At 68.1% G+C, this 16,245-nt stretch carries 11 protein-coding genes; 6 read left to right on the forward strand and 5 right to left on the reverse strand.

Features of this window, described 5'->3' with window-relative positions; all coding sequences use genetic code 11:
• Positions 1-98: 98 nt before the first annotated feature.
• From LWW89_RS12710 to LWW89_RS12730, 5 genes are all read left to right on the forward strand, one after another.
• Complete coding sequence (locus tag LWW89_RS12710) at positions 99-3,245, forward strand: PAS domain-containing sensor histidine kinase (RefSeq protein ID WP_293264712.1); 3,147 nt, start codon at positions 99-101, stop codon at positions 3,243-3,245.
• Positions 3,246-3,319: 74 nt separating this feature from the next.
• The gene (locus LWW89_RS12715) at positions 3,320-5,581 is read left to right on the forward strand and encodes an EAL domain-containing protein (protein ID WP_293264714.1); all 2,262 of its coding nucleotides are present in this window, start codon (positions 3,320-3,322) and stop codon (positions 5,579-5,581) included.
• Between the two features lie 272 nt (positions 5,582-5,853).
• The gene (locus LWW89_RS12720; RefSeq protein ID WP_293264716.1) at positions 5,854-8,208 is read left to right on the forward strand and encodes a Tex family protein; all 2,355 of its coding nucleotides are present in this window, start codon (positions 5,854-5,856) and stop codon (positions 8,206-8,208) included.
• A 514-nt stretch (positions 8,209-8,722) separates the two neighbouring features.
• A complete protein-coding gene (locus LWW89_RS12725; protein ID WP_293264718.1) occupies positions 8,723-9,073 on the forward strand; it encodes an arsenate reductase in 351 nt (116 codons plus the stop codon).
• Positions 9,074-9,094: 21 nt separating this feature from the next.
• Positions 9,095-10,018: an Hsp33 family molecular chaperone HslO gene (locus LWW89_RS12730; RefSeq protein ID WP_293264720.1), complete on the forward strand. Its 924-nt coding sequence runs from the start codon at positions 9,095-9,097 to the stop codon at positions 10,016-10,018.
• A 106-nt stretch (positions 10,019-10,124) separates the two neighbouring features.
• Here LWW89_RS12730 and LWW89_RS12735 read toward each other — a convergent pair whose 3' ends face one another.
• Entirely contained in the window at positions 10,125-10,373 is a 249-nt protein-coding gene (locus tag LWW89_RS12735; RefSeq protein ID WP_293264722.1) for a hypothetical protein, read from the reverse strand.
• 175 nt (positions 10,374-10,548) lie between these two features.
• Positions 10,549-10,809 (reverse strand): DUF2325 domain-containing protein, encoded by a 261-nt coding sequence (locus LWW89_RS12740; RefSeq protein WP_293264724.1) that lies wholly within the window; start codon positions 10,807-10,809, stop codon positions 10,549-10,551.
• Positions 10,810-11,107: 298 nt separating this feature from the next.
• Between LWW89_RS12740 and LWW89_RS12745 the strand changes: the two genes are divergently transcribed.
• Positions 11,108-12,265: an NnrS family protein gene (locus LWW89_RS12745; protein WP_293264726.1), complete on the forward strand. Its 1,158-nt coding sequence runs from the start codon at positions 11,108-11,110 to the stop codon at positions 12,263-12,265.
• Between the two features lie 28 nt (positions 12,266-12,293).
• Here LWW89_RS12745 and LWW89_RS12750 read toward each other — a convergent pair whose 3' ends face one another.
• From LWW89_RS12750 to rimO, 3 genes are all read right to left on the reverse strand, one after another.
• The gene (locus LWW89_RS12750; protein WP_293264728.1) at positions 12,294-13,706 is read right to left on the reverse strand and encodes an FAD-binding oxidoreductase; all 1,413 of its coding nucleotides are present in this window, start codon (positions 13,704-13,706) and stop codon (positions 12,294-12,296) included.
• Complete coding sequence (locus LWW89_RS12755; protein ID WP_293264730.1) at positions 13,703-14,725, reverse strand: patatin-like phospholipase family protein; 1,023 nt, start codon at positions 14,723-14,725, stop codon at positions 13,703-13,705. Before LWW89_RS12755 ends, LWW89_RS12750 begins: the two co-directional genes overlap by 4 nt.
• A gap of 170 nt (positions 14,726-14,895) precedes the next feature.
• Positions 14,896-16,245 (reverse strand): 30S ribosomal protein S12 methylthiotransferase RimO, encoded by a 1,350-nt coding sequence (gene rimO / locus LWW89_RS12760; RefSeq protein ID WP_293264732.1) that lies wholly within the window; start codon positions 16,243-16,245, stop codon positions 14,896-14,898.

The following is a 16,245-nucleotide window of genomic DNA, read 5'->3' on the forward strand; positions in this document are numbered from 1 at the left end:
GCCCGCGGGCGGCGCGGCAATGCTTTCATTTTGCATCAAAGCTGCCGAAAATGCCCACGACTCCATGCCCCTCACCGCATTCCACCGGACCTCCGCCCATGGCGTTCTCCCTGCCCACGGCCATCGCCGCAACAATCATCAACACGTCCATCCTGGCCAGCTGCTTCTTCTACCTCTGGTCCCGGAACCGGCAGCGGCGCTACCTGGCCTGGTGGGGAACGGCCTTCCTGGTCAACATGCTGCGCCTGGCCATCCAGTTCGTGCAGGACACCGCGCAGCGCCATGACGGCCTGAGCAACGGGCTGGTTTCCCTGGCCTTCGCCCTGGCCACCACCTTTTTCTGGATCGGCTCCCGCCAGTACGCCAACCGCCCGCTCCGCCCTCTCCCCATGGCGGCCCTACCCTGCCTGACGGTGGCCTGGGCCGTGCTGGGCGAACAGCTCGACCTGGGCTTCGTCGCCCGTACCCTGCCCCTCGTCCTCCTCGCCGGCGGCATCCTGATCGAAATCGGCCGCCTGTTCTGGCGCAGCGCCCGGCGGCACGATGACCGGCTGGCCCGACTGGCCGGCGGGCTGTTCGTCCTCTACGGCCTGCATGTCATGGATGCCCCTTACGCGCGCCTCCAGCCGGACCTGGCCCCCTACGGCTACCTGCTCACTGCGGCCCTGACGTTCTGCATCGGCATCGTCCTGATCCTGCTCGCCGAGCAGGAACAACGCCAGCAGGCTGCCCACAACGCCGCCCGGCTCCACGCCGAGTCCCTGCGCCGCAGCGAAGCGGAATCGGCCCTGCACGAGAGCGAGAGCCGCTTCCGGCGCATCTTCGAAGCGGTGGACAACATCGCCGTGCAGGGTTTCGACCGGAACCGGCAGGTGGTCTACTGGAACCGGGCCAGCACGGCCTTCTACGGCTACGGGGCGGATGAAGCCTTGGGCCAGCGCATCGAGGAACTGATCCTCCAGCCCGGCGAACACGCCGCCTTCGCCGCCACCTGCGAAACCGCCCTGGCGAGCGGCCACCCGCCGCCCCCGGGCGAGTTCGAAGCCCGCTGCAAGGATGGCAGCATCCGCGCCATCTACTCGACCCAGGTGCTCATCGCCGGCCCCGGCGGTGAGCCCGAAATCTACTGCATCGACCTGGACCTTTCGTCCCTGCGCCGGCTGGAGGCCGAACTGGCCGCCTCCCACAGCCGCTTCAACGCCCTGGCCCAGGGCTCGACCCTGGGGGTGTTCGTCACCAACCGGGAAATGCGCCCCGTTTTCTTCAACGAGCGTTACCTGGAAATCATGCAGCTCAGCCAGGCCGAAGCCCTCAAGGGCGGCTGGCGCCACCGCATTGCTCCCCTGGAGCGGGTGGCGGTGGAGGCCCAGTGGCAGGCAGCCCTCGCCAAGGGCGAGGAATTCGCCGGCGAACGCGAACTCCAGATGCCCGACGGATCGAGCCGCTGGGTCCAGATCCACTCGGTGCCGATCCGGGAAGACGGCGCCCTGGCCGGCTTCGTCGGCACCGTGGAAGACGTCACCGCCCGCAAGCAGGTCCAACTGGCGTTGCAGGAAAGCGAAGAGCGCTTCTACCGCATGTTCTACCTGCTGCCCGACGTGGTGACCATCAGCAGCGTCGAGGACGGCCGCTTCCTCGACATGAACGGCAGTTGGGAAGCCCTGTTCGGCTACACCCGGGAAGAAGCCCTGGGCAAGAGCACCTACGACCTGGGCATCTGGATCCACACCGAGGAGCGCCGCGAGCTGCTCGACAAACTGGCCAAAAACATCTCGGTGCGCAACCAGCGGGTCCACCTGCGCCGCAAGGACGGCACCCCCTTCCTCGCCGAACTGTCGTCGAGCCGGATCGAACTGCACGGCGAACGCTACCTGCTGATGGTGGCCCGGGACGTGACCGAGCAGGAACAGCAGCGCCAGGCCCTGGCCGACAGCGAAGCCAAGTTCGCCAACCTGTTCCGCGTCTCCCCCCTGTCCTTGGCCCTGACCCGGGCCGACAACGGCGCCTACCTGGACGTGAACACCGCCTGGGAACGGCTCCACGGCTTTACCCTGGACCAGGTGATGGGGCGCACGCCCCAGGAGATGGGCCTGGTGCCCGGGCCGGAAACCCTGCGCCCGGTCCTGGAGGCCCTGGCCCGCCACGGCCAGGCGGAAAACCACCCGGTACCGCTGCACAACGCCCGGGGCGACGACCTCGACACCCTGCTCTCGGGCCACCTGATCCGGGTCGGTGACACCCCGTGCATTGTCTGGAGCACGGTGGACGTGACCGAGCAGCGCGCCTTCCAGCGCCGCATCGAGGAACTCAACGAAAGCCTGGAAGCCCGGGTGCGGGTGCGCACCGCCGAGCTGGAGCAGGCCAACCACGAACTGGGCGAAGCCCTGGTTACCCTGCAACAGGCCCAGACCGAACTGGTGCGCTCGGAAAAGCTCGCCGCCCTGGGTTCCCTGGTGGCCGGGGTCGCCCATGAACTCAACACCCCCATCGGCAACAGCGTCACCGTGGCCAGCACCCTGGACGAACGCACCCGGGAATTCTTCGGCCAGGTGGAGGCAGGCGCCCTCAAGCGCTCTTCCCTCAACGCCTACCTGGACACCTCGCGCACCGCCTGCAACCTGCTGATGAAGAACCTGGTCCAGGCCCGGGAGCTGGTGTCCAGCTTCAAGCAGGTGGCGGTGGACCAGACCAGCAGCCAGCGCCGCCAGTTCAACCTGCGCCACGTGGTGGACGAGGTCTTCGCCACCCTCCACCCCATGCTCAAGAACACCAGCTGCCAAGTGGTGATCGACGTCCCGGCCGATCTCCAGCTCGACAGCTTCCCCGGCCCCCTCGGCCAGGTGCTGACCAACTTCACCACCAACGCCCTGACCCACGCCTTCGACGGCCGGGAACGGGGCACCCTGCGGGTCGGCGCCAGCCAGACCGGGGCGAACGAGGTGGAAATCCGGGTCGCCGACGACGGCATCGGCATTCCGGCCCACGAATGCGCGCGCATCTTCGACCCCTTCTTCACCACCAAGCTGGGCAAGGGGGGCAGCGGCCTGGGGCTACACATCGTGCACAACATCGTCACCCAGGTCCTTGGCGGGCGCATCGCGGTGGAGAGCCGCCACGCCGAGAAAGGCGCCCTTATTGGCGATCCGCTTGGCAGCGGCACGACCTTCGTGATTAAAATGCCGATGCGAATATCAACCAATAACCACGCGCCCGTTGGCGCTGCCGACATGACCGCAGGCCAATGACCATGCCATACGAGAAGCAGCCGGCAGCTCCGACGGAACGACAAGAAAACCGACAGGGAGAGGTGCACCACGCCATGGATGCACAGGACGATACGCTGGACATCATCGAAGACGAAACACCCGTAGCGGGACAGGAAACCGGCCGACAGGAGGCCTGGAAGATCCTGGTGGTGGACGACGACCCGGAAGTCCACCACGCCACCCTCTTCGCCCTGGAAGACACCCAGCTGCTCGGCCGCCCCCTGGCCTTCCGCCACGCCTACTCGGCGGAAGAAACCGAAGCTCTGCTGCGCACCGAACCCGACGTGGCGGTGATCCTGCTCGACGTGGTGATGGAAAATGAACAGGCCGGCCTCAACCTGGTTCGCCTGATCCGCCAGGACCTGGGGCTCCACGACGTGCGCATCGTGCTGCGCACCGGCCAGCCGGGCTACGCCCCGGAACTGTCGGTGATCCGCGACTACGACATCAACGACTACAAGACCAAGTCCGAGCTCACCCGCACCCGGCTGGTCACCACCCTGACCACGGCGCTGCGCTCCTACGAGCAGATCCGCACCATCAGCGCCAGCCGCCGCGGCCTGGACCTGATCGTCCGCTCCGCCGCCGACCTGTTCGCCCGGCGGGTGCTCAAGGGCTTCGCCGAAGGCGTGCTGACCCAGATCGCCGCCCTCCTCGGCCTACGCCCCGAGGGCCTGCTGTGCGCCCAGCACGAACCCTGCGCAAGCAACGCCGCCCCCGCCGTGCCGGACGACGAACTGATCATCGTCGCTGCCGCCGGCCGCTACGCGCCGTGCATCGACGCCCCTCTGGACAGCCTCCACGACGGCCACATCGTCGCCCTGATCCGCCGTGCCCTGAACGAGCGCTGCCACCAGTTCGGCGAGGACTACACCGCCCTGTTCTTCCCCTGCCCCCACGGCCGGGACGCGGCGGTGTTCCTGGAAACCGGCGTGGCCCTGTCGGAAACCGACCGTACCCTGCTCGAAGTGTTCTGCGTGAACATCGCCGTGGGCCTGGAAAATGTCGGCCTGTTCAACGACCTCAACTTCTACGCCTACGCCGACCCCCTGACCCGGCTGCCCAACCGGGTGGCCTTCGTCCAGGCCATCGACGACGCCCTGCGCGAGCAGCACGACGACCGCCAGTCCCGTTCGGTGGTACTGCTCGACATCGACGGTTTTTCCGAGATCAACGACGCCCTGGGCCATCAGCAGGGCGACCAGCTGCTGCTGGCGGTGGCCCAGCGCCTGGCCAGCCTGCCCGAGCAGGTGACGGTGGCCCGGGTTTCCGGCGACGTATTCGCCCTGCTCGGCCCCAGCGCCCTGCTCGAACCGGGTCGGACCCTTGAACTGTTCGCCCAGCCCTTCCAGCTCGGCGAGACGCCCTTCCTGGTGTCGTGCACCCTGGGGGTGGCCGACCTGGCCGAAGCCGGCGGCAGCGGCCTGGAAGCGATCAAGAACACCAACATCGCCCTCAACCGGGCCAAGGCCGAACGGCGCGGCGGCTACCATCTCTACCGCAGCGACATGTCCAGCGCCGCCCGGGAACGGCTGCTGCTGCACTCCGACCTGCGGGCCGCCCTGGACCAGCAGGGTCTAGGGCTGTCCCTGCACTTCCAGCCCCAGCTGTCGATGGTGGACAGCCACCTCACCGGCGCCGAAGCCCTGATCCGCTGGCAGCGCACCGACGGCAGCCGCATCCCGCCGGACCGCTTCATATCCCTGGCCGAGCGCTCCGGCCTGATCATCCCCCTGGGCAACTGGGTGGTGGACCAGGCCCTGGCCCAGCTGCGCCGCTGGGAGGAGCAGGGCATCCTGCTGCCGCGCATGGCCATCAACATCTCCCTGCCCCAGTTGCGCCACCCGGATTTCCTGCCCTTCCTGCGGGATTGCCTGGACCACTACCGCATCGATCCCCAGCGCATCGAGCTGGAAATCACCGAGAGCGTGGCCATGCAGGAAGTGGACCTGGCCCGGGAAGCCCTGGCCCGCTGCAAGAACCGGGGCCTGTGCATCGCCCTGGACGATTTCGGCACCGGCTTCTCGTCCCTGGCCCACCTGCACCGCCTGCCCCTGGACCGGCTTAAGATCGACCGTTCCTTCGTGGGCGACCTGGCCGCCCCGCAGCAACAGGAAAGCGCCGGCAGCTCGATCGCCGAAATGATCGTGCGCCTGGGCCATACCCTTTCCCTGGCGGTCATCGCCGAGGGGGTGGAAACGCCGGAACAGCAGACCTGCCTGCAAAACCTGGGCTGCGACGAGGCCCAGGGCTACCTCTACGGCCGCCCCATGCCCGAGAACGAGTTCGTCGCCTGGGTCGCCGCCCGGCGCTGATCCCCCGCAGCCCCTTGCCGCCCATCGCGCCGGCAGGGGGCGGGGGCAAGGGCGGCATCCAGAACCCCGCCGCTCGCCCGCGATCTCCCTGGAAACCGATACCGGGCCGGCGGAAATTTCCACCGCCGGCCTACCGCCGATTTACGCCCCGGCACCTCGTTTCCGGGACCTCGCCCCACCCCAGCTCCATGTCGCCGACTTGCCCCGGCGGCGAGTTTTGGCCATAGTGCCGCCTCCATTTTGCATTTGTCTCCCACTCGTTTCCGTCATACATGCTGCCTGCCATCGAACACCGCATTGCCGAGGAACTCGGCGTCAAGGCCGCCCAGGTCATCTCCGCCGTCAACCTGCTCGACGAAGGCGCCACCGTGCCCTTCATCGCCCGCTACCGTAAGGAAGTCACCGGCGGGCTCGACGACACCCAGCTGCGCACGCTGGAAGAGCGCCTGGGCTACCTGCGCGAGCTGGAAGAGCGCCGCACCGCGATCATTGCCTCCATCGACGAGCAGGGGAAACTGACCCCGGAACTGAAGGCCGAGGTGCTCGCCGCCGAGACCAAGCAGCGCCTCGAAGACCTCTACCTGCCCTACAAGCCGAAGCGCCGCACCAAGGCCCAGATCGCCCGGGAAGCGGGCCTCCAGCCCCTGGCCGACGCCCTGCTGGCCGACCCGACCCTGACCCCGGACGAGGAAGCCGCCAAGTACCTCAACGCCGAGGCCGGCGTTGCCGACACCAAGGCGGCGCTCGACGGCGCCCGGCAGATCCTCATGGAGCAGTTCGCCGAGGACGCCGCCCTGCTCGGCCAGCTGCGCGAATACCTGAACGACCACGGCGTGGTCGTCTCCACCGTAGTGGAGGGCAAGGAGAACGAGGGCGCCAAGTTCCGCGACTACTTCGACTACTCCGAGCCCATCGCCGCCGTGCCCTCGCACCGGGCCCTGGCCCTGTTCCGCGGCCGCAACGAGGGCGTGCTGCAAGTAGTGCTCAAGCTCGACACCGAGCTGGACGACGAGAAGCCCGCCGCCGGCAACCCCTGCGAGGGCCGTATCGCCCTGCGCTTCAACGTCAAGGACCAGGGCCGCGCCGCCGACAAGTGGCTGCTCGACACGGTACGCTGGGCCTGGAAGATCAAGATCTTCCTGCACCTGGAACTGGAGCTGATGAACGAGCTGCGCGAACGGGCCGAGGAAGAAGCCATCCGCGTCTTCGCCCAGAACCTCAAGGACCTGCTGCTCGCCGCCCCGGCCGGCCCCCGCGCCACCCTGGGCCTGGACCCGGGCATCCGCACCGGGGTCAAGGTCGCCGCCGTGGACGCCACCGGCAAGCTGCTGGAAACCGCCACCATCTACCCCCACGAGCCGCGCCGCGACTGGAACGGCAGCCTGGCCACCCTGGGCGCCATCTGCCAGCGCTGCAAGATCGAGGTGGTGGCCATCGGCAACGGCACTGCCAGCCGCGAAACCGACAAGCTGGTGGCCGACCTGATGAAGCTGGCCCCGGAACTCAAGCTGACCAAGATCGTGGTGTCCGAAGCCGGCGCCTCGGTGTATTCCGCCTCCGAATTCGCCGCCCGGGAATTCCCCGATCTGGACGTCTCCCTGCGCGGCGCCGTGTCCATCGCCCGCCGCCTGCAAGACCCCCTGGCCGAACTGGTCAAGATCGAGCCCAAGTCCATCGGCGTCGGCCAGTACCAGCACGACGTGTCGCAAAGCAAGCTGGCCAAGAGCCTGGACGCGGTGGTGGAAGACTGCGTGAACGCCGTGGGCGTGGACGTGAACACCGCCTCGGTGCCCCTGCTCACCCGCATCTCCGGCCTCAACGCGTCCCTGGCCGCCAACATCGTCTCCTACCGGGACAGCCACGGCGCCTTCAGCGACCGCAAGGCACTGCTGGAAGTGCCGCGCCTGGGCGACAAAACCTTCGAGCAGGCCGCTGGCTTCCTGCGCATCATGAACGGCGCCAACCCCCTGGATGCCTCGGCGGTGCACCCGGAAGCCTACCCGGTGGTGGAAAAGATCCTGGCCGACATCAAGCGCGGCATCAAGGACGTGGTGGGCAATTCCCAGGTGGTGAAGGGCCTCTCCCCAACCAAATACACCGACGAGAAATTCGGCCTGCCCACGGTCCAGGACATCCTCAAGGAACTGGAAAAACCCGGCCGCGACCCGCGCCCCGAGTTCAAGACCGCCAGCTTCGCCGACGGCGTGGAAGACCTGAAGGACCTGCGTCCGGGCATGATCCTCGAAGGCGTGGTGACCAACGTGGCCGCCTTCGGCGCCTTCGTGGACATCGGCGTGCACCAGGACGGCCTGGTGCACGTCTCGGCCCTCTCCAACAAGTTCGTCAAGGACCCACGGGAAGTGGTCAAGGCCGGCGACATCGTCAAGGTGAAGGTGCTCGAAGTCGACATCCAGCGCCAACGCATCGCCCTGACCATGCGCATGGACGACGAGCTGCCCCGGGAAGGCAAGCGGGATGGGGCCCGCAGCGATGCCCCCCGTGGAAGCCAGAATCCGCGCGGCTCTCAGGGCAGCCATCGCGGAAACGCCCAAGGGGCGCGGAGTTCCAGCTCAGGCGACCTCGGCGGCTCCGCCATGGCCGCCGCCTTCGCCAAGCTCAAGCGCTGACCCGGCGACGCTCCCACAGCCCACGGCCTGGCCCCGCCAGCCCGTGGGCTTTTTCATGGGCACTACAAACGCGGCAAAGCGCCCCCCCCCCCGACACCAAGCCCCCCAAGGGGCGCCACGTAACGACTCGGCAAAATCGCTTTTCCTTGGAGAACATCGGAGCCCCCTTGGTGCCTGGGTAGTTCGCCTGGCTTTTACCGGGCACGCGGCAAGGCCGATAGGTAACGCCCAAGCCCACCCAGCACCAATACTTGAATTTTTTTAATGTTTTGAGATCAGCGAATCGTCAAACTCAAGAACTGGCGCCGACCTTGTATTTTCAGCCAGCCGAATACATGAATATTTTTAATACATTGCTCAACCAAGGGTCGCCAAACGCCTCGCCCTTCACCCTGGGGCACAACCAGGGGTAACACATCTCCCACCGCGCCTTCGCCCCATGCCGGCGAACGGCCGCCCTGCTATCATCGCCCTCCTTCCCCGGCCCCGCCGGCACCGCACTGCGAGCACCGCCATGATCAAGGTTTACGGCATCAAAAATTGCGACACCATGAAGAAGGCCATGACCTGGCTGACTGACCATGGGGTCGATTATGAATTCGTCGATTACAAGAAAGCCGGCGTGGCTGCCGGGCAGCTGCCGGCCTGGGCCGCCAAAGCTGGCTGGGAAACCCTGCTCAACCGCAAGGGCCTGACCTGGAAGAAGCTGCCGGAAGAGCGCCGCGCCGACGTGGACGAGGCCGCCGCCCTGGCTCTTATGGCCGAACAGCCGAGCATGATCAAGCGCCCGGTGATCGAGGTCGGCGACCGGCTGGTGGTGGGCTTCGACCCCGAGGTGTTCGCCCGCACCTTCGCCGCCTGCTGACTTTTTGACGAGGACGCTCCCATGACCCACGCCTCCCCCTCCGCCGGCGCGCCCCAAGGCAGCGTCGGCCAGCCGGACAGCGACTACGTCGCCCGTTTCATCTTCGACGACCTGGACATCCGCGGCGCCGTGGTGCGCCTCGGCCCGGTGTGGCAGGCCCTCCAGGCCGGGCGCGGCTACAGCGCCCCGGTGGCGCGCCTGCTCGGCGAGATCACCCTGGCCACCACCCTGGTCGGTTCCCAGCTGAAGCAGCTGGGACGGCTCACCTTGCAGATGCGCGGCGACGGGCCGGTATCCCTGCTCATCGTCGATTGCGACGACCAGCTGCGCCTGAAAGGCATGGCCCGGGCCGGGGAAAACGTTCCCGCCGGCCCGGTGCCGGCCCAGTTGGGCGATGGCCAGATTTTGCTCACGTTGGAGCTGGAATCGGCCCGCCAGCCCTACCAGAGCTACGTGCCCCTGGAAGGCGACACCATGGGCGCCGTGTTCGAGCACTTCATCGCCCAGTCCGACCAGCAGCCCACCCGGCTGTGGCTGGCAGTGAGCGAGGAGTCCTGTGCCCTGCTCTTCCTGCAACGCATGCCCAGCGAGGGCGGCGTGGCCCGGGAAAGCGTGGATGAAGATGGCTGGGACCGGGTGACCCACCTGGCCTCCACGGTGCGCGACGACGAGCTGCTCGGCCTGGCGCCGGAAGTGCTGCTCGGCCGCCTGTTCGCCGAGGAGACGGTGCGCCTCTACCCATCCCGGGGGGTCACCTATTACTGCCCCTACAACCGGGGCAAAGTGGCCGACATGCTGCTCGGCCTGGGCCGCAGCGAGGTGGAATCGGTGCTGGAAAGCCAGGGCGTGGTGGAAATCCACGACGACATCTGCAACCACACCTACCGCTTCACCGCCGAGGACGTGGCGGCCTTGTTCGACACCGCCGGCAAGACCCGGCATTGATGCAAACGGCAGCGGGGCGGGGCATCGAACGCCCCGCCCCGCCGCCGTTTACCGCTTTCGTCAATGGCTCTTGCGGGACCGCTCACGCGGCCCACGGCCGTTGCCCCTAGGCGCCGATCGCCAGCAGGCCCACCACCAGGATGACCAGCATCCCGCCGGCCATCCAGCCGGTGCGGCGGTAGAAGCGGGCCGCTTCCCGCTCGATCTCTTCCAGCTCCCGGAACATGCAGTCGAAGGCCCGCCCCGTTTCCAGGCCGAGGCGCGATGCCCCCACCCGGGTCAGGAAGTTCTCGACGCATTCCTCGCAGCCTTCCCCCCGCGAGCCCTGATCCGCGCATGTGGTGGTCGCCGTCATGGTTCCCTCTCCCCGAAACCGCCGGCAGCCCCCTGGCCACCGATACGCGCCTACTCTGGCCCGCCCGTGCTACACAGGCATGACAACCCGGCGGGCGCTCGCAGAGCGAGCCGGAGCGCCGCCCCCTTTTACTGGCCGCTCGGCCATGGACGCTCACACCCCACGCGGCACCACCTCAATGACTGGTCAGCACACCCTTGCGCCGCACGTAGTCGATCTGGATGGCGTGTTCCCGGGCCAGCTTCTTCATGCGCTTGGCCAGGTTGTGGTTGATGTAGTCGAGCACGATCACCATGTGGTCGATCCGGGAGGGAAACGGCCGTGTCAGGTCCGAAGTCTTGCGTCCGGTCCAGTGCACGATGTCGTCGTAGCCCCGAGCCTCCAGGGCGCGACGGGTCGGTTCGATGTGGTCACCACCAACGATGAGCGCTCGCATGACGGTTTCGGGCCTCCCAGCCCTGGCCGGTGCCGGCCGAATGAAGACCCGACCGAGTGTAGAGAGGGACGCTTTATGGCCGAACGAAATTAAACCTTTATAAAAATGCGTTTTCCGATATATGCCAATGAAGCAGATCTGCGCCCCCCGGGAGAGAACCCAGCGGCTCCGCCGGACAGGGCAAAGCAGCCCGGCCAGCCGAAGCGCCGCCCCGGCAAAAACCCCGGGCAGATCAAAGCAGCGCCGCCCCCGGGCGTGATACATCTGTGCGCAACGTCACTTTTGCACCGCTACCGCCATGAAGCTTGCTGACCACCCCCTCTGGCTCGTCGGCTTTCGCCCCTTCTTCACTCTCGCCTGCCTGGCCGGGGTGGTCCTGCCCCTGGTCTGGGCCGTTCTATTCACCGGCGAGTGGCACCACGCCCCGGCCCTGGCCCCGGTGCAATGGCACGCCCACGAGATGTTCTTCGGCTTCGGCTGGGCGGTGATGGGGGGCTTTCTGCTCACCTCGACCAAGAACTGGGTCAATGTGCGCGGCTACCACGGCGCCCCCCTGATCGCCCTGGTGGCGGCCTGGCTGGTGGAGCGCTACGCCCTGTGGGCGGGGGCGGACTGGCCCCGGCCCCTCTTCCTGCTGGCCGGCAACCTGTTCCTGCTGGCCATCGTCGCCATGCTGGCAGCCACCCTGGTGGTACACCGCAAAACCGACTCCTACAAGGACAACGCCATCTTCCTGGTGGTGCTGCCCCTCTTCCTCATCGCCAAAAACTTGCTGCTCGACGCCGGCACCTTCGCCCTGGGAGTGACCATGACCCTGGGCCTGTTCCGGATGGCCTTCCTGGTGATGCTGGAGCGGACCGTGACCGCTTTCATGAAGGGCGCCTTCCAGGTCACCCTGCCCCGCCATGCCGCCCTGGACATGCCGATCAAGGGCCTGGGCCTCGTCCTGGTGGCCGCCGGCTGGCTGCCGCCGCCGCTGGTGGCGGCCGTCGCCCTGGCCCTGGCGGCCCTGCTGCTGGCGCGCTTCGTCCTCTGGCAGCCGCGGCTGGGGTTGAGCCGGATCGACGTGGGGGTGATGTACCTGGGTTATCTGGCCATCGTCGCCCAGTTGCTGCTCGAAGCCCTGGCGGTGATCCACCCGGTGGCCTGGGTGGGCACGGTGTCGGTGCACACCTTCACCTTCGGCGCCATGGGGCTGATCATCCCGGCCATGCTGGTGCGCATCTGCCAGGGCCACACCGGGCGCAAGGTGGTGTTCACCCGGGCCGACAAGGCGGTGCTGTGGGTGATGATCGCCGGCTTCGTGCTACGCGTGGCGGCGCCCCAGTTCTACCCAGCCGCCTACGGCCACTGGATTCACCTGGCCGCCCTGTGCTGGGCAGTGGCCTTCGCGGTGCTGGCCTGGCGCTTCGTGCCCCTGCTGTTCCGCCCGCGCATCGACGGGCGAGAGCACTGAGGGGCCTTCCGCCCCGCCTCAGCCAGCCTTACAGCACCTTGCCCGGGTTCATCAGCCCGGCCGGGTCGATGGCCGCCTTCACCGCCCGCATCAGGTCCAGTTCCACCGCGGACTTGTAGCGGCGGATTTCCTCCCGCTTCAACTGCCCCAGGCCGTGCTCGGCGGAGATGGAGCCTTCCAGGGCCACCACCCGGTCGTGCACCAGCCGGTTGGCCTCGGGCTGGCCGTCGATGAACACGGCGTTGGCCTGGGCCTCGGGCTTGGACAGGTTGTAGTGCAGGTTGCCGTCGCCCAGGTGGCCGAAGGCGACGATGCGCACCCCGGGAAAGGTCCGGGTCAGTTCCTCGCCGGCGGCGTCGAGAAAACCCGGGATGGCCGACACCGGCAGGGAGATGTCGTGCTTGATGCTGATCCCGTCGATCTTCTGGGCCTCCGAGATGTTCTCGCGCAGAGCCCACAGCTGGCGGGCCTGGTCGCCGCTCTGGGCGATGGCCCCGTCGCTGGCCTCGCCGGCCTCCAGGGCGGCTTCGAGCAGGGCCTCGACCTCGGCCATCAGGGCCTCTTCGCTGCCGCCGTCGCTGGCTTCCAGGAGCACGTACCAGGGACTGGATTCCGCCAGAGGGTCCCGGGTGTTGGGGATGTGGCGCAGCACCAGTTCCAGGCAGACCCGGGACACCAGCTCGAAGGCCGTCACCCGGGCCCCCAGGCGCTGCTGGGCGCGGGAGAGCAAGCTCACCGCCGCCGCCGGATCGGGCACCGCCAGCCAGGTGGTGACGGCGGCCCGGGGCAAGGGAAAGAGCTTGAGGGCGGCGGCGGTGATGAAGCCCAGAGTGCCTTCGGCGCCGACGAACAGGTGCTTCAGGTCGTAGCCGGTGTTGTCCTTGCGCAGGGCGCGCAGGCCGTTCCAGATGCGCCCGTCGGGCAGCACCACCTCCAGGCCCAGGGTCAGCTCCCGGGTGTTGCCGTAGCGCAGCACCTGGACGCCGCCGGCGTTGGTGGACAGGTTGCCGCCGATCTCGCAGGTGCCTTCCGACGCCAGGGACAGGGGGAACAGGCAGCCCGCCTCCCGGGCCGCCTCCTGGATGCTCGCCAGGGTGCAGCCGGCCTCGGCCACCAGGGCCAGGTTGGCCGGGTCGATGCGGCGGATGCGGTTCATGCGCGAGAGGTTCACCACCAGGGCGGCGCCGCTGGCATCCGGCGTGGCGCCGCCGCACAGGCCGGTGTTGCCGCCCTGGGGCACCATGGCCACGCCGTGGGCGGCGCACAGCTTGGCGATGTCGGCGACCTCGCCGGTGGAACCGGGACGCACCACGGCCCGGGCAGCGCCGCTGTAGCGGCCGCGCCAGTCGGTCAGGTAGGGCGCCGTGTCGGCCGGGTCGGTGAGCACCTGGCCGGGGCCGACGATGGCCGCTAGGGCGGCGAGGAAGTCATGGTCGTTCATACGTAGCTCTCGATCGTTTCGCGCAGCATGGGCAGCAGGCGGTGCATGGCGTCCCGGCCCGTGTCGATGGCCTCGGCGCCCCGGTGGTAGTCCATCAGCCCCAGGTTGTGCAGGCGCGGCGCCACCACCAGGTCGGCGGGCTCGCCGGCCAGGCGGCTGCTGGCGATGCGCGACTGCATGATGTTGATGGACAGGGACACCACGTCGAGCATGGGCGGCTGGGGCGGCAGCACCGACCGGCTCGGGACAGGATCATTCGGATCGGCCGGATTGCCGCCCGCACCGCTGTCATCGCCACTCCCGTCGCGCCCCATCCATTGGCGCACCGCCGAGGTCAGGCGCTGCCCCAGGGAACCGCCCGGGGCGCGAGACGTGCGCTGGCTCATCACGTTGCGGTACTGGGGGCCGACCCGGTCGGCGCCCAGGTCCACCGCCACCACGATGTCCGCCCCCAGGGCGCGGCACAGGGACACCGGCACCGGGTTCACCAGCCCGCCGTCCACCAGCCAGCGGCCGTGCAGGTACTTGGGGGCGAACAGCCCGGGCAGGGCCATGGAGGCGCGCACCGCGTCGGCCACGCTGCCGTCGCGGAACCAGATCTCCCGGCCGTTGGCCAGGTCCGTGGCGACACAGGCGAAAGACACCGGCAGGGTATGGATGTCCCGGTCGATGAAATGTTCCGAGAAGAACTGGATGATCTTCTCGCCCTTGAGCAGGCCGCCGGTCAGCGACACGTCGAAAAAGCCGAGGACCCCCTTCCAGGTCAGGGAGCGCACCCAGTGTTCGAGCTTGGTGAGTTCGCCCGAGGCCGCCGCCGCGCCGACGAAGGCGCCGATGGAGGTGCCGCAGATGATGTCCGGCGACAGGCCGGCCTCGTCCAGGGCGTGCAGCACGCCGATGTGGGACCAGCCCCGGGCGGAGCCGGAGCCCAGGGCCACGCCGATGCGGGGCCGGGCCGGGGTAACGGCAGCGGTGGCGGCCGTTGCGGTCAGGAGGGATGGGGCGGGCAGCTCGTTCATGGCGACCATCGTGCCACAGCTGCCGGGCGCCGGGGAGGCCCGCCGGAGGCGTTGCGACCCATCCCCGTAAAAACGACACTGCCCGGAAAGCCACGACTGGCGCGGCGTTCCGGGCAGGGGCCTACAGATTTGCAGACCGGCCGATTTGCAGACCGGCCAGGTTACAACGGTCAGAGCGGTTCGGCGTACAGGTCGTGTTCGTCGGAATCGACGATGCGCACCTGGATGAAGTCGCCGGGCTCGGCGTCGTGGAAGCCGTCCAGGATCACCAGGCCGTCGATTTCCGGCGCCTCGCCGGCGGAGCGGGCCAGGGTGCCGTCGTCGTCCACCGCATCCACCAGCACGGTCATTTCCCGGTCGATCTTGGCCGCCAGCTTCTCGGCGGAGATGTCGGCCTGGACTTCCATCAGCACCTGGCGACGCTCCTCGCGCACTTCCAGGGGCGGCAGGCCGGCCAGTTCGTTGGCCTCGGCGCCTTCCACCGGCGAATAGGGGAAGCAGCCGACCCGGTCGAGACGGGCGGTTTCCAGGAACTGGAGCAGCTGCTCGAAGTCCTCGTCGGTCTCCCCGGGGAAGCCGGTGATGAAGGTGGAGCGGATGGTGATGTCCGGACAGATCGAACGCCACTTGGCGATGCGCTCCAGCACGTTCTCGGCCGAGGCCGGGCGGCGCATGGCCTTGAGGATGCGCGGGCTGGCGTGCTGGAAGGGGATGTCCAGGTAGGGCAGGATCTTGCCCTCGGCCATCAGCGGAATCAGGTCGTCCACGCTGGGGTACGGGTACACGTAGTGCAGGCGCACCCAGATGCCCAGCTCGCCGAGGGCCTCGCACAGTTCCTTGAGACGGGTCTTGACCGGACGGCCGCCCCAGAAGCCGGTGCGGTACTTCACGTCCACACCGTAGGCGCTGGTGTCCTGGGAGATGATCAGCAACTCCTTGACCCCGGATTCGGCCAGGGCCTCGGCTTCCTTCAGCACGTCGCCGATCGGGCGCGACACCAGGGGGCCGCGCAGGGACGGGATGATGCAGAAGGTGCAGCTGTGGTTGCAGCCCTCGGAAATCTTCAGGTAGGCGAAGTGGTCCGGGGTCAGGCGCACGCCGGCCGGGGGCACCAGGTCCACGTAGGGGTCGTGGGGCTTGGGCAGGTGGGTGTGCACGTGGCCCATCACCTCGTCGGCGGCGTGGGGGCCGGTCACCGCCAGCACCGACGGGTGGGTGGTCTGGACGATGTCGCCCTTGGCGCCGAGACAGCCGGTGACGATCACCTTGCCGTTTTCGGACAGGGCCTCGCCGATGGCGTCCAGGGATTCTTCCACCGCCGCGTCGATGAAGCCGCAGGTGTTGACGATCACCAGGTCGGCGCCGTCGTAGGTCGGGGCGATCTCATAGCCTTCGGCGCGCAGCTTGGTCAGGATCTGCTCGGCGTCGGAACCCGCTTTCGGGCAGCCCAGAGAAACAAAGCCGACGCGGGGTGCCGCGCCGGCCGGAATGATGATGCCGGAATTCTGCTCGTTGCTCAC

The organism is Oryzomicrobium sp., assembly GCF_021287045.1.
Classification (GTDB): Bacteria; Pseudomonadota; Gammaproteobacteria; order Burkholderiales; family Rhodocyclaceae; genus Oryzomicrobium.

What these genes read in the sequence shown, in the direction of transcription:
- LWW89_RS12715 (WP_293264714.1), top strand. Translation starts at nt 3,320, where the DNA reads ATGGATGCACAGGACGATACGCTGGACATCATCGAAGACGAAACACCC.
- LWW89_RS12755 (WP_293264730.1), bottom strand. Translation starts at nt 14,725, where the DNA reads ATGAACGAGCTGCCCGCCCCATCCCTCCTGACCGCAACGGCCGCCACC.
- LWW89_RS12725 (WP_293264718.1), top strand. Translation starts at nt 8,723, where the DNA reads ATGATCAAGGTTTACGGCATCAAAAATTGCGACACCATGAAGAAGGCC.
- LWW89_RS12735 (WP_293264722.1), bottom strand. Translation starts at nt 10,373, where the DNA reads ATGACGGCGACCACCACATGCGCGGATCAGGGCTCGCGGGGGGAAGGC.
- LWW89_RS12745 (WP_293264726.1), top strand. Translation starts at nt 11,108, where the DNA reads ATGAAGCTTGCTGACCACCCCCTCTGGCTCGTCGGCTTTCGCCCCTTC.
- LWW89_RS12710 (WP_293264712.1), top strand. Translation starts at nt 99, where the DNA reads ATGGCGTTCTCCCTGCCCACGGCCATCGCCGCAACAATCATCAACACG.
- LWW89_RS12740 (WP_293264724.1), bottom strand. Translation starts at nt 10,809, where the DNA reads ATGCGAGCGCTCATCGTTGGTGGTGACCACATCGAACCGACCCGTCGC.
- LWW89_RS12720 (WP_293264716.1), top strand. Translation starts at nt 5,854, where the DNA reads ATGCTGCCTGCCATCGAACACCGCATTGCCGAGGAACTCGGCGTCAAG.
- LWW89_RS12730 (WP_293264720.1), top strand. Translation starts at nt 9,095, where the DNA reads ATGACCCACGCCTCCCCCTCCGCCGGCGCGCCCCAAGGCAGCGTCGGC.
- LWW89_RS12750 (WP_293264728.1), bottom strand. Translation starts at nt 13,706, where the DNA reads ATGAACGACCATGACTTCCTCGCCGCCCTAGCGGCCATCGTCGGCCCC.